The organism is Pseudomonas sp. PA15(2017) (assembly GCF_001945395.1).
In the GTDB taxonomy this organism is placed as follows: Bacteria; Pseudomonadota; Gammaproteobacteria; order Pseudomonadales; family Pseudomonadaceae; genus Aquipseudomonas.
Genome location: NZ_MSXV01000055.1, coordinates 95,697 through 108,522 on the forward strand (window position 1 = coordinate 95,697; position 12,826 = coordinate 108,522).

Sequence of the window (12,826 nt, forward strand, 5' to 3'; positions counted from 1 at the left end):
GTTGGAGACTCTCCATTGGTTGTTTTTATATATCCGTTTCCGGGCATGCGTGACGCGGTGTATCAAGGTTGAACCGAGGCGGCCTTGCGCTTGCGTTTGAGCCAGCCGAATAGCGGCGTATTGCTCAGGAGCACCAGCACCAGAGCGCTGGTAAGGATCAGCGATAGCGGGCTGCTGACCAGCTCGCCGAGCAGCTCGACCGGGTTGTCGCCGACCGAGGCCATGGCCTGGCGGTAGGAGCTGTCCATCAGCGGGCCGAGGATCACGCCAAGGATGATCGGCCCCATCTGGAAGCCGAACGCTTTCAGGAAATAGCCGAGCAGGCCGAAACCAAGCATCCAGTACACCTCGGTCATGCTGCTGTTCAGCGAGTAGGAACCGACGGTGCAGAGCACCAAGATCAGCGGAATCAGCACGGCCTTGGGCAGCTCGACGACCTTGGCGAACAGCTTGATGCCCATCAGCCCGAAGATCAGCAGGAAGATGTTGGCCAGCGCCAGGTTGCCGACGGTGAACCAGAAGATGTGCGGGTTCTCGACCATCAGCATCGGGCCAGGGTTGAGGCCGTGGATCACCAGCGCGCCGATGATCACCGCGGTGACCGCGTCACCCGGCATGCCGAGCGTCAGCATGGGGACGTAAGCGCTACCGACGGCGGCGCTGTTGGCGGTTTCCGGTGCCACCAGGCCTTCGTAGGCGCCTTCACCGAACGGGCTGGTCGGGTTCTTGACCGTGCGCTTGGCATGGTCGTAGGCGAGCAGAGCGGCGATCTCGCCGCCGACGCCAGGCAGCACGCCGACCAGCACGCCGATGATCGAGGTACGCAGCGACAGCGGCAGAAACTTGAGCACCATCGCCACCGACGGGATGATCTTGTCGACCTTCTGCTTGACCGCCTGGGTGCTGAGGTTGTGCAGCTGGAAGAGCGCTTCGGCGACGCCGAACAGGCCGATCATCACCACCACGTAGTGAATACCGCCCATCAGCTCCATCTGGCCCATGGTGAAGCGCCCTTCGGCGGTGACCGGGTCCATGCCGACCATGCCGATGATCGCCCCCAGGGCGACGGCGAAGATGCCCTTGGCCAGGCTGCCCTCGGCGAGGCTGCCGACCAGCATCAGGCCGATGGCGGCGATCAGGAAGTAATCGCGGGGCGCGAATTTCAGCGCCAGATCACCAAGTATCGGTGCTGCCATTGCCAGTACCAGGGTGCCCACCAGCCCGCCAATCACCGACATCACCGTGCTCAGGCCGATGGCCCGCCCGGCCTCGCCACGCTTGGCCAGCGGGTAACCGTCGAACGAGGTAGCCACCGAAGAGGGGCCGCCGGGAATGTTCAGCAGGATGGCGCTGCGGGCGCCGCCGTACACGCCCCCGATGAAGATACCGACGATCAGCGCCAGGGCGTCGTTGACGTCCCAGGAGAAGGTGAACGAGACGAGGATGGACACCGCCATGGTCACCGACAAACCCGGAATGGCGCCGATGTAGATGCCGGCGAAAGTGCCGAGCGCCGTCAGCATCAGCAGGTTGGGGTCCATCCAGGCCATCAGCAGGTAGGAAAAGGTATCGCTCATGGAAGTCTCGTCTCAGGGCAGGTAGACGCTGAACGCCAGGGTGAACAGCAGGTAGATGGCCAGCACCGAGATGCCGCTGGCCACCAGGGCCGAGAGCACCTTGCCGCGTCGCAGGTAGATGATCGAGAGCATCAGGAAGGCGAAGGTACTGACGTAGAAGCTCGCCCACTGGATGACGGCCAGGTAGGCCACCGAGAGCAGGGTGAAGACCACGATGTGGCGTGGGAAGTGCTCATGGCTGAAGCGCTTGGCCGAGGCCACCCAGCTTTCGCCTTGAGTCGGCTTGCCACGCAACTCCCAGAGCACTCGCACGGCGGCGATCAGCAGCACGGCACCGGCACTCAGGGGGAAGGCGCCAGGCGAGCTGATCGAGGAAAACCCGGAAATCAGATAGGCCTGATACAGAACGAACAGGCTGAAGATCACCAGCAGGATGCAGAATGTGCGCTCACCCACCGGTACTTTTTTCGATGTGCTCATGACTCACTCCAGATGCAGCCTGTGCTGCCCGCGTTGGAAAACCGCTCAGGCGCGTGTGCCGGGTTGGCGAATCGGCGCGTGGATAGGGCGCGGGAGCGTCTGGAAAGTGAGCATGTCGAGGGCCGTAGGCGCGAAGGACGACGCGGCGTCGCTGTGCGTATTGGCCAGGGTGCGAATGGCGCTCAGGCTGATCTGCCGGGCGCGGGTGAACACAGTGTCGAGCGGTGGCATGGCATGACCTTCTTATATTTATAGGTGAAGCATATTTTCCTGAGTGGCGCTGGCAAAACCGGCATGTCTCACCCAAGTGCTGGGAATACTGTGCGGTGATGCAGGCTATTTCAATTCACCAGATCGGTTCTTGTTCGATAACCGAACAAGAACGAACCAGTTAGTACAAACATCCGGTCTGGATTATGGCCTCATGTTCGGGCGCAGCCAACCCACGGCGATTCGGGCGACAACTGCGATGATTGCAGAATGTGGCGGTTCCGCCGGCACCTCTGCGCCTTTAGAATCGCGGCAAATCATTCGAGGGCATGACCATGGCCGGAAGCCAGATAGAACGGGCGCTCAACCTGCTGGAAAGCCTGGCGGGCGCTGGCGACGTGCCGATGCAGACCCTGGCCGAACAGTTGCAGATTCCCAAGAGTGCCACCCACCGCATGCTCACCGAGCTGGTGCGCCTGGGTTACGTGCGACAGGACGTCGATACCAGCCGCTATCGGCTCTCGACCAAGCTGGTCGCCCTGGGTTTTCGCTACCTGTCGGCTAGCGGCGCCGACATCGTGCAGCCGATCCTTGATCGCCTGGCCCGGCAAAGTGGCGAACTGGTGCGCCTGGGGGTGATCGAAGGCGAGCGACAGACCTGGATCGCCAAATCCCAGGGCGCGCGTTCCGGCTTGCGCTATGACCCCGACATGGGCCGTGACGCGCCGCTGCGCTACACCGCCTCCGGCCATGCCTGGCTGGCCAACCTGGCGGACGCCGACGCATTGGCGCTGGTGGCACGCCAGCACATTCCCGACGACAGCGAGTTCGGACCCAACGCGCCCCATGACGATGAAGCGCTGCTCGGTTACCTGCAGCGTGCCCGCGAGCGCGGCTATGCGACCGTGGTGGAAACTTCCTCCCTGGGTACCTGCGCGCTGGCGGCGGTGGTCAGCCACCCGCAGCGAGGTGGCGTGATTGGCGTGCTGAGCATCGCCGGCCCCAGCGCGCGCATGCCCGGCGAGCGCATGGAACAGCTTGCACCCTTGCTGCTGGAAGCGGCTGCCGAGCTGTCGTCAGCGAGCCAGGCTTCCGACCTTTTCGTCTGAGTGGCCGATAGCGTTCGATTAACGACCGAGCGCTTCATCCACTATTGATTAAATATGGAACTGGGTTCTAGATTGTTCTCAGGCGCCTTGCGCCCATAACAATCAGAAAAGGACTCATGTCTTGAACCCTTTGCGAATCGCCCTGATCGGCGCCGGCATCATGGGCCGGCAACACCTCAGTTATCTGCGCGAGCTGCCGCACGCCACTCTTTGCGCGATCGTCGACCCCACCGAGCAGGCCCGACAGCTCGCTGCCGAGCACGGGGTGCCGTGTTTCGATCAACTGCAAGGCCTGCTCGACAGCCATTTGGCCCAGGCGGTGATCATCGCCAATCCCAATGCGGCCCACGTGCCCACTGCGTTGCGCTGTATCGAGGCCGGCCTGCCGGCGCTGCTCGAAAAGCCGGTCGGCGTCAGCCTGGCGGAAGTGCGCGAACTGGTGGCTGCCGTGCAGCGCAGCAGAGTGCCGGTGCTCGTGGGTCATCATCGTCGTCACAATCCGCTGATCGGCAAGGCGCGGGAGTTGGTGCAGCAGGGCGTCCTGGGGCGACTCGCTACGGTGACGGCGCTCTGGCAACTGCAGAAGCCGGACAGTTATTACGACGTGCCCTGGCGGCGCGAGCCCGGGGCGGGCATGCTGCTGACCAACCTGATTCATGATCTGGATCTGCTGCGCTACCTGTGCGGCGAGGTAGCCCAGGTTCACGCCCTCACCAGCAACGCCGTGCGCGGCTTCGCCAACGAGGACGGCGCAGCGATCATCCTGCGCTTCGTCAACGGCGCGCTGGGTAGCCTGACCGGCTCCGACGCGGCGGCGGCTCCGTGGAGCTGGGAGCTCAGTGCCGGGGAAAACCCGGTGTATCCACGGCAGCCCGATCAGCCGTGTTACCTGCTGGCCGGCACCGCAGGTTCGTTGAGCATCCCGCAACTGCGTTACTGGTCGTACGCCTCGCCAGGCGCTGGCTGGCACCAGCCCTTGCAGAGCGCGGAGCAACCGTACGAGGCAGCTCCCGCGCTGTTATTGCAGCTCAGGCACTTCATCGAGGTTGCGCGGGGCGAGACGCCGCCGCTGGTCAGCGCAACCGATGCCGGACGCACCCTGGCGCTGTATGACGCCATCTGCCGCGCCGCCGAGCAGGGCTGCGCCACCGTACCCGAAACCGTCTGAGCCAACGTCCATTCATTGGGCCATGGCCCGGAGAGAGATCGATGCACACCCACGAACGCCTGATGTCCCTGGCCAGCCTGACCGTCCTCGAACTCGCGCCCCCGCAGATGGTCGAGGTGGCGGCCCGCACCGGCTACAGCCATGTCGGCCTGCGCCTGATTCCCGCCACCGAGGAGGAACACCACTTCGCGCTGGTGGCCGACTCGGCTCTGCGCCGGCAGACGCTCAGGCGGCTGCGCGACACCGGCATTGGCGTACTCGACGTCGAGATCCTGCGGCTCAAACCCCATACACGCTGCAGCGATTTCGAGGCGGTGTTGGAAGTTGGCGCCGAGTTCGGTGCGCGTGAGGTACTGGTCGCCGGCAACGACCCGGACGAGACGCGGCTGACCGATAATTTCGGCGAATTGTGCGACCGCGCTCTGGCGTTCGGCTTGCGGCCGCATCTGGAATTCATGCCCTGGACCAACGTCGCCGATTTCTCACAGGCGGTGCGTATCGTGCGCCAGGCCGGGCGTGACAACGGCGGCGTGCTGGTCGACGCCTTCCATTTCAATCGCTCGGGGTCACGCCTCGACGAGTTGCAGCAGGTGGAACCATCATGGCTGGGTTATGCCCAACTGTGCGACGTGGCCGGGCCGCGGCCGCACGACATGGCGGAGATTCTGCGCCAGGCGCGTAACGAGCGGCGCTTTCCCGGTGACGGTGATTGTGACTTGCCAGGGCTGTTGCGCTGTCTACCGGCCAATGTTCCGTTGAGTCTGGAAATCCCCACCCGGCAGGTGGAGGATCCGACGCAGCGGGCGCAGATGGCCATCGACAAGACTCGGGCACTGTTGAAGCGTCTCGACCTGTCGGCATAGCCCATACTGAAATCCGCGATGGCGGCAGACCGCACATATAGTTAGTTTGCTACCGATAATGACGTCTGGATCACGAGAGTTCCCATGAGCACCCCGAGTTCGCTGTCAGGCGTCAATCATCCGTTGAAGGGCATCGCCCTGGTGGTGCTGGCGACCTTTCTGTTCGCCAGCCACGACGCGCTGTCGAAGTACTTGTCTGGCATCTATCCGGTGATCATGGTGGTGTGGGCGCGCTATGTGGTGCACACGCTGCTGATGGCCGGCATCTTCCTGCCGCAGTCGGGGTTGCGCGTGCTGCGCAGCAAACGGCCGGGGTTGCAGGCGCTGCGGGCGATCTGCCTGCTGGGCTGCAGCCTGTTCTTCACCACCGGCCTGCTGTACATCCCGCTGGCCGAGGCCACGGCGGTCAACTTCCTGGCGCCGCTGCTGGTTACCGCGTTGTCGGTGCCGCTGCTCAAGGAGCATGTCAGTCGGGGGCAATGGGCGGCGGTGCTGGTGGGCTTCGTGGGCGTGCTGATCATCGTGCATCCGGGCGGCGACCTGTTCACCCCGGCCGTGCTGCTGCCGCTCTGTTCGGCGAGCTGCTTCGCGGCCTACCAGATACTCACGCGCCTGCTCAGCCAGTACGACACGCCGACTACCAGCAACTTCTTTACCGGGCTGCTCAATACATTGCTGATGAGCTGCCTGGTGCCGTTCTTCTGGCAACTGCCGCAGTGGCAACATTTGCCGCTGATGCTGGCCCTCGGCGCGTGCGGCATGTTCGCCCACCTGCTGTTGACCAAGGCCTTCCGCCACGCCGCGCCGGCACTGCTGGCGCCGTTCGGCTACTGCCAGATCGTCTTTGCCGGCCTCCTGGGGCTGATCATCTTCGGTCACGACCCCGAGGCGAGCGCCAAGGTGGGTATTGCCATCATCTGTCTCAGCGGATTGGCGGCCGCCTATCAGCAACGCCGAAAACGCTGAAGTTTCAGCCCCCGGAAGTACAAGAAGGCCCGTTGCAGGCCATGTGAAAACTACTGCGCTCGGTCATGCGGCGTTAAAAAACGGCTCAAAATGCTCATTTACAGCTCGTAAACTGCGCTTTTTCGCCGGTTTTTGCCTTGCCTGACCTTCGCTCGCTACGTTTTCACACGGCCTGGTTAAGGGCCTTCTCTTTTTACGTCTGCCTGGTTAGTGGCTGGCTTCGTTCACGCTGTTCTGGCGAGCGGCGTCATATTCGGCCTTGTCCATTGGCTTGGCGCCAGGTTTGCCCAGTTCGTTCATTGGAATCCGGTAGGTTTCCGGCGCGATGAAAGCGGCGAGGGCGCACAGGCAGGTGATGCCGAATGCCAGGCCGCCGATCAGCCATGGAATGTTGTCCGAGCCGGGCGGTGCGACCAGGGCGAACAACGCAGGCAGCATGGCGGTGAGCATGGTGCCGATGTTCTGGGCGATGGCCATGGCGGACACGCGGTAGCGGGTCTGGAACAGCTCCGGGTAGAAGCTCGGGAATACCGCGTTGTAACCCTGGTAGACCACGCCCCACATCAGCAGCGACATGATGAACGCCAGCGGCACGTTGCTGATGCTGATCGCATACAGATAACCGAACGCCAGCAGGCCAGAGCCCAGCGCGCCGGTGATCAGGGTCGGGCGGCGGCCGATCTTGTCGGAGAGGTTGCCCACGAACGGAATCACCAGGACCGCGACGATGTTGCCCACCACCGGAATCCACAGATAGACGCTCTTGTCGAAGCCGATCCCGTAGGCCGGTTGCACGGCATAAGCGCCACCGAAGATGGTCGCCACTACCGGAATCACGTTCATCAGCGCCATGACCATGACTAGAAACATGGTCCGCCAGCTGGTGCTGAATGCTTCGGAGATCGGCGACTTGGCGATCTTCTGCTTGTTCTCTTCGTTAACGAAGGCTGGCGTTTCGTGAACCTCGCGACGAATGATGAAACCCGCCAGCAGTACGAAGGCGCTGAGCAGGAACGGGATCCGCCAGCCCCAGTCGTTGAACGCCTCGCTCGGCATGAAGTAGGCGAGCGGCAGGAACACCGCAGCGGCGAGCACCTGGCCGGCCTGTACGCCTTGTAGCGTGAAGCTGGCGTAGAAGCCTCGTCGTCCGAATGGCGCATGCTCGAGAATCATCGAGCTGGCGCCGGAGATCTCACCGGCTACGGCGAAGCCCTGGATCAGGCGCAGCACGACCAGCATGGCCGGAGCCAGCAGACCGATATCGTGGTAGGTCGGCAGCAGGCCGACGGCCATGGTGGAGATGCCCATCAGGAACATGCACAGCAGCAGCACGTTCTTGCGACCACGGGTGTCGCCCCAATGGCCGAGCACGAATGCACCTACCGGGCGCGCCAGGTAGCCGACGCCGTAGGTCGCCAGCGAGGCGACGATGGCCATCTTCGGATCGGTGTTGGGAAAGAATATCTGCGGGAAGATCAACGCCGCGGCCTGGGCGTAGATGAAGAAATCGTAGTACTCCAGCGCTGAACCGACCCAGCCGCTGGCAGTGGCTTTCTTGGCTTGTGAAGTTGAGGGCTTAGCCATCATGGTCTCCGTTGTTATTAGAGCGCCGAGCGAAGCGGCAACTGGGTGCGGCTTGGCCACAGCGTGTGGGGACCGGCCTTGTGGATGGCGCCGGTCGACCCGCTTTCAGGATTATCGAGCGGAGTGTCGCGAGTCAGGGTTGGACGTGCGCAGACGCAGTTGGCCGGGTGGGTGCCAAAAAGCGTGCGAATGGTATGCGGGTATGCAGGGGCTGGGAAGTGAGCATGGGCGTACTCTTATTGAAATTGTTATGGATGGAGCCGGGTTGTTTGCTGGTCGCGGCGGAAGGGTTTCCGTCACTGCAGTGGGAAACATGGTGTTGCAAACCGTGAAATAGCGTCAATTCGATAAACGGCCTAGTGTTCGATAATCGCACTAAATACTAACTGGTTCGTACACTTTGAATTGCCGCCTCGCGCGGGCGCACGAATAATCGCTGCAGGCCCCAACAAATGGCATCAGGGGTTGAACGGCCTGGCGAGTAGCAGGCTCGAACGCCTTGTCGGCTACGCTTGCTGATGCCGGACCCAGGTCATCACACGATCCGCAGAGATCGTTATCTACAAGGAGCTGAAGTTATGCATCGCTCGATCGCCACCGTCTCGCTGAGCGGCACCTTGCCCGAGAAACTCGAAGCCATCGCCGCTGCCGGCTTCGACGGCGTGGAAATCTTCGAGAACGACCTGCTGCACTACGCGGGCAGCCCGCGCGACGTGCGCAAGATGTGCGCCGATCTGGGCATTGCCATCACCCTGTTTCAGCCCTTCCGTGATTTCGAGGGCTGCCGCCGCGACCGCCTGCAACGCAACCTGGACCGCGCGCAGCGCAAGTTCGACCTGATGCAGGAGCTAGGCACCGACCTGGTGCTGGTATGCAGCAATGTGGCTGCCGATTCGCTTGGCGACGAAGAGATTCTCGTCGACGACCTGCGCCTGCTGGGCGAGCGTGCCGGCGCACGGGGCCTGCGTATCGGTTACGAGGCGTTGGCCTGGGGCCGTCACGTCAATACCTACCAGCAGGTCTGGAACCTGGTTCGCCAGGCCGATCATCCCGCGGTCGGGGTGATTCTCGACAGCTTCCATACCTTATCGCTCAAGGGCGATCCGGCAGCCATCGCCGAGATCCCCGGCGACAAGATCTTTTTCGTGCAGATGGCCGATGCGCCGATCCTGGCCATGGATGTGCTGGAGTGGAGCCGACACTTCCGTTGCTTCCCGGGGCAGGGTGAGTTCGACCTGCCAGGCTTTCTGGCGCCGATCATCCGCACCGGCTACACCGGCCCGCTGTCGCTGGAAATCTTCAACGATGGCTTCCGCGCCGCGCCGCCACGCGCCAATGCGGTCGACGGGCTGCGCTCGCTTCTGTATCTGGAAGAAAAGACCCGGCAGCTGCTGGCGGCCGATGCCCAGGCACCGAACCTCGATCTGCTGTTCGACACCCCGCCAGCCAGTCGCTATCACGGTGTCGAGTTCCTCGAGTTCGCCGTCGACGAGGCTGCCGGCGCCAAGCTGTCCGGCTGGTTGCAGCGCCTGGGTTTCGCCAAGGCAGGCGAGCACCGCTCCAAGGATGTCAGCCTGCTGCGTCAGGGCGACATCAACATCGTGCTCAATGCCGAACCCTATTCGTTCGCCCACGGCTTCTTCGAGGCTCACGGCCCGTCACTGTGCGCCACCGCACTGAAGGTCAAGGACGGCACGACGGCGTTGCAGCGCGCCCTCGATTACCGTGGCCACCCATATCGTGGCCTGGTCGGGCCGAACGAGCGCGAGATTCCGGCGATGCGCGCGCCCGATGGCAGCCTCATCTACCTGGTCGACCAGGCCGAGGCCGGGCAGACCATCTACGACAGCGACTTCAAGCTGGACCCCGCTGCGCTGCCGACCGGCAGCCTGCAACGTATCGACCACATGGCGCTGGCGCTGCCGGCGGACAGCCTCGACAGCTGGGTGCTGTTCTACAAGAGCCTGCTGGACTTCGAGGCCGACGACGAAGTGGTGCTGCCCGATCCCTACGGTCTGGTGAAGAGCCGAGCGCTGCGCAGCCGCTGCAGCTCGGTGCGCCTGCCGTTGAACATTTCGGAGAACCGCAATACCGCCATCGCTCATGCGTTGTCCAGCTACCGGGGGTCCGGCGTGCATCACATCGCGTTTTCCTGCGAGGACATCTTCAAGGAAGTCGAGCGGGCCAAGGAGGCGGGCGTGCCGCTTTTGGACATCCCGCTCAATTACTATGACGATCTCGCCGCGCGCTTCGATTTCGACGACGAGTTTCTCAGCGAACTGGCTTATTACAACGTGCTTTACGACCGCGATGCCCAGGGCGGTGAGCTGTTTCACGTGTACACCGAGGCGTTCGAGGAGCGCTTCTTCTTCGAGATCATTCAGCGCAAGAATGGCTATGTTGGCTACGGTGCCGCCAACGTCGCGGTACGGCTGGCTGCCATGGCCAAGGCGCGCAGTGGTGTGACGCGGCAGGCGAAGCTGTAAGCTGTACTCAGGCGGATGCGTGCCAGAGGTCGCATCCGCTTTTCGTTTGCAGTGATAACAAGAACGCCATGATGAGTGATTCCATGACCGCTACCCTCGAGCCTGCGAGCCACGAGCAGGCCGCAGCGCCGCGCAAGCCACGCAAGAACAATCCGGAGAAAACCCGGGAAAACATCCTGCAGGCCGCCATCACCGAATTCGTCCGCCAGGGCCTTTCGGGTGCCAGGGTCGATGCCATCGCCGAGCGCACGGCGACGTCCAAGCGCATGATCTATTACTACTTCGGCAGCAAGGAGCAGCTTTACCTCGAAGTGCTCTCGAAACTGTACGGTGACATCCGCAGTACCGAGCGCCGGCTGCACCTCGACGAACTACCGGCACCCGACGCCATTCGCCGCCTGGTGGAATTCACCTTCGACCACCATGATCGCAACTCGGATTTCGTGCGCATCGTCAGTATCGAGAACATCCACTACGGCGAGTACGTCAAGCAGTCACCAGAAATCCGCCGGATGAGCAACGTGGTGCTGCTGACGCTGGGCGAAACCCTCAAACGTGGCGAGAAGGCAGGACTGTTTCGCGAGGGGCTCGATACCCTGGACGTACACATGCTGATCAGTTCGTTCTGCTTCTACCGCGTCTCGAACCGGCACACCTTCGGGGAGATCTTCCAGATCGACCTGCCGGACGAACAGGTCAAACAACGCCACAAGACGATGATCTGCGAAGCGGTACTGCGCTATATCACGCGCTGAGCGTGTCACCCAGCCAGGCTTGGGCCGACTCATCGCCGAGTCGGCCCGGTGGCATCAACCGCTCATGCTATGGAAGTGATCGAGCATCCGCTGGGCATCGGCCTGAGCATCGCTGAACAGTTCGAATGCCTTCACCGCCTGGAAGACTGCCATGTTGCCGCCGTCCAGGGTTCGGCAACCGATGGCACGCGCTTCGCGCAGCAGTTCGGTTTCCAGCGGGAAGTAGACGATCTCCGCAACCCATAGTTCTTTGCGCAGCAGCGCCTTGGGTACCGGCATGCCGGGCAGTTTGGCCATGCCCATCGGTGTGGTGTTGACCAGACCATCGGCGGCGGCCATCGTCGAACTCAGGTCGCCGCCGGCCTGGGCGCGCGGCGAATCGAAGTGCTGGTTGAGGCGGGTTGCCAGGGCGTGGGCGCGTTCGAGCTCGACGTCGAAGATGCTCAGCTGTTCGACACCCTCGCTCAACAAGGCGTGAGCGACCGCGGCGCCGGCGCCTCCAGCGCCCATCTGCACCACGCGCCGGCGGGCGACGTCACCCAGGCCGCGTTTGAAGCCTTCGGAAAAACCGAGGCAGTCGGTGTTGTGGCCGATGCGTTTGCCATCCTTGAACACGACCGTGTTGACTGCGCCGATGCCCCTGGCTTCGTCGGAGAGTTCATCGAGCAGCGGAATGATCGCCTGTTTGCAGGGAAAGGTGATGTTGAGCCCGGTAAAACTCATGCGCTCGGCGGCGCTGAGCAGATCGGGGAGGGCGCTGATGTCGAGTTTCAACTGGTCCAGGTCGATCAGCCTATATAAGTAGCGAATCCCCTGGGCATCGCCCTCATGCTCGTGCATGGCGGGGGTGCGGGACGCCTGGATACCGGCACCGATGAGACCGGCCAGAATGCTTTTGCTGGAAGTCATGGCTGCCTTATTCCTTGACCAGATGGCTGAAGTGCTGGAGTGCCGCGCGATAGCCGCCGCTGCCCAAACCACAGATCACGCCAAGCGCGACAGGGGAAACGAAGGAGTGATGGCGGAAGGTCTCTCGCTTGTGAACGTTGGAGAGGTGCACTTCTATGACCGGTAGCTCGCTGGCAACCAGCGCGTCACGGATGGCGACAGAGGTATGCGTCCAGGCCGCGGGGTTGATCACGATGCCGGCGCAGCGACCGCGGGCCTTGTGAATCCAGTCGATCAGCTCGGCTTCGTGGTTGGTCTGGCGGAATTCGGTGGTCAGGCCAAGGGCATCAGCGGTGTTGGCGCAGAGCCTGGAGATATCGGCGAGGGTTTCATGGCCGTAGGTGGCCGGCTCACGGGTGCCGAGCATATTCAGGTTCGGGCCGTTGAGGATCAGAATGATGGGAGCCATGGTGCTTCCTGTTGTTATTGTGGAATCAGCCTGGGTTGGCTCGGGTAAAAATGTACTAACTGGTTAATTAGGTCAATCCAGCTATCTATATAAAGCAGAGCAAAGCGTTCGATTATCGCGCTACAGCCGATTTCGCAAGAAAGTGAAATAAACGGTTGACCTGATCTCGTGGGGGCCTATAATGCGCACCACTTCCGGCGCGGCCTGATCTGAAAACTCCTTGTAGATCAACGAGTTAGATTAAAATAAAGGTTGCACGGACGGCGAATTC

At 62.4% G+C, this 12,826-nt stretch carries 12 protein-coding genes; 6 read left to right on the forward strand and 6 right to left on the reverse strand.

Annotated features, from left to right (window positions below):
* Nucleotides 1-62: 62 nt before the first annotated feature.
* Genes BVH03_RS20190 through BVH03_RS20200 form a run of 3 tightly spaced genes read right to left on the reverse strand, consistent with a single transcriptional unit; the run spans nucleotide 63 to nucleotide 2,288 of the window.
* On the reverse strand, nucleotides 63-1,577 hold the full coding sequence (locus BVH03_RS20190) for a tripartite tricarboxylate transporter permease (RefSeq protein ID WP_075962842.1): 1,515 nt from the start codon (nucleotides 1,575-1,577) through the stop codon (nucleotides 63-65).
* 12 nt (nucleotides 1,578-1,589) lie between these two features.
* A complete protein-coding gene (locus BVH03_RS20195) occupies nucleotides 1,590-2,057 on the reverse strand; it encodes a tripartite tricarboxylate transporter TctB family protein (protein WP_075962843.1) in 468 nt (155 codons plus the stop codon).
* A gap of 45 nt (nucleotides 2,058-2,102) precedes the next feature.
* Nucleotides 2,103-2,288, reverse strand: coding sequence for a hypothetical protein (locus BVH03_RS20200; RefSeq protein WP_075962844.1), 186 nt, complete (start codon nucleotides 2,286-2,288; stop codon nucleotides 2,103-2,105).
* 314 nt (nucleotides 2,289-2,602) lie between these two features.
* Between BVH03_RS20200 and BVH03_RS20205 the strand changes: the two genes are divergently transcribed.
* From BVH03_RS20205 to BVH03_RS20220, 4 genes are all read left to right on the forward strand, one after another.
* A complete protein-coding gene (locus BVH03_RS20205) occupies nucleotides 2,603-3,376 on the forward strand; it encodes an IclR family transcriptional regulator (protein ID WP_075962991.1) in 774 nt (257 codons plus the stop codon).
* A gap of 121 nt (nucleotides 3,377-3,497) precedes the next feature.
* The gene (locus BVH03_RS20210; protein WP_075962845.1) at nucleotides 3,498-4,544 is read left to right on the forward strand and encodes a Gfo/Idh/MocA family protein; all 1,047 of its coding nucleotides are present in this window, start codon (nucleotides 3,498-3,500) and stop codon (nucleotides 4,542-4,544) included.
* Between the two features lie 41 nt (nucleotides 4,545-4,585).
* A complete protein-coding gene (locus tag BVH03_RS20215; protein ID WP_075962846.1) occupies nucleotides 4,586-5,407 on the forward strand; it encodes a sugar phosphate isomerase/epimerase in 822 nt (273 codons plus the stop codon).
* A gap of 84 nt (nucleotides 5,408-5,491) precedes the next feature.
* Nucleotides 5,492-6,373, forward strand: coding sequence for a DMT family transporter (locus BVH03_RS20220; protein ID WP_075962847.1), 882 nt, complete (start codon nucleotides 5,492-5,494; stop codon nucleotides 6,371-6,373).
* A gap of 207 nt (nucleotides 6,374-6,580) precedes the next feature.
* On the opposite strand, the gene BVH03_RS20225 is transcribed toward BVH03_RS20220, so the two are convergent.
* Nucleotides 6,581-7,957 carry an MFS transporter gene (locus BVH03_RS20225; protein WP_075962848.1) on the reverse strand — a complete coding sequence of 459 codons (1,377 nt, stop codon included), beginning with the start codon at nucleotides 7,955-7,957 and terminating at the stop codon, nucleotides 6,581-6,583.
* A 578-nt stretch (nucleotides 7,958-8,535) separates the two neighbouring features.
* Here BVH03_RS20225 and quiC point away from each other — a divergent pair.
* Both quiC and BVH03_RS20235 read left to right on the forward strand, forming a co-directional pair.
* Entirely contained in the window at nucleotides 8,536-10,443 is a 1,908-nt protein-coding gene (gene quiC, locus BVH03_RS20230) for a 3-dehydroshikimate dehydratase QuiC (RefSeq protein ID WP_075962849.1), read from the forward strand.
* 83 nt (nucleotides 10,444-10,526) lie between these two features.
* Nucleotides 10,527-11,198 (forward strand): TetR/AcrR family transcriptional regulator, encoded by a 672-nt coding sequence (locus BVH03_RS20235; RefSeq protein ID WP_075962993.1) that lies wholly within the window; start codon nucleotides 10,527-10,529, stop codon nucleotides 11,196-11,198.
* Between the two features lie 54 nt (nucleotides 11,199-11,252).
* On the opposite strand, the gene BVH03_RS20240 is transcribed toward BVH03_RS20235, so the two are convergent.
* Nucleotides 11,253-12,107 (reverse strand): shikimate dehydrogenase, encoded by an 855-nt coding sequence (locus BVH03_RS20240; RefSeq protein ID WP_075962850.1) that lies wholly within the window; start codon nucleotides 12,105-12,107, stop codon nucleotides 11,253-11,255.
* Nucleotides 12,108-12,114: 7 nt separating this feature from the next.
* Nucleotides 12,115-12,555, reverse strand: coding sequence for a type II 3-dehydroquinate dehydratase (aroQ, locus tag BVH03_RS20245; RefSeq protein ID WP_075962851.1), 441 nt, complete (start codon nucleotides 12,553-12,555; stop codon nucleotides 12,115-12,117).
* Nucleotides 12,556-12,826: the final 271 nt, after the last annotated feature.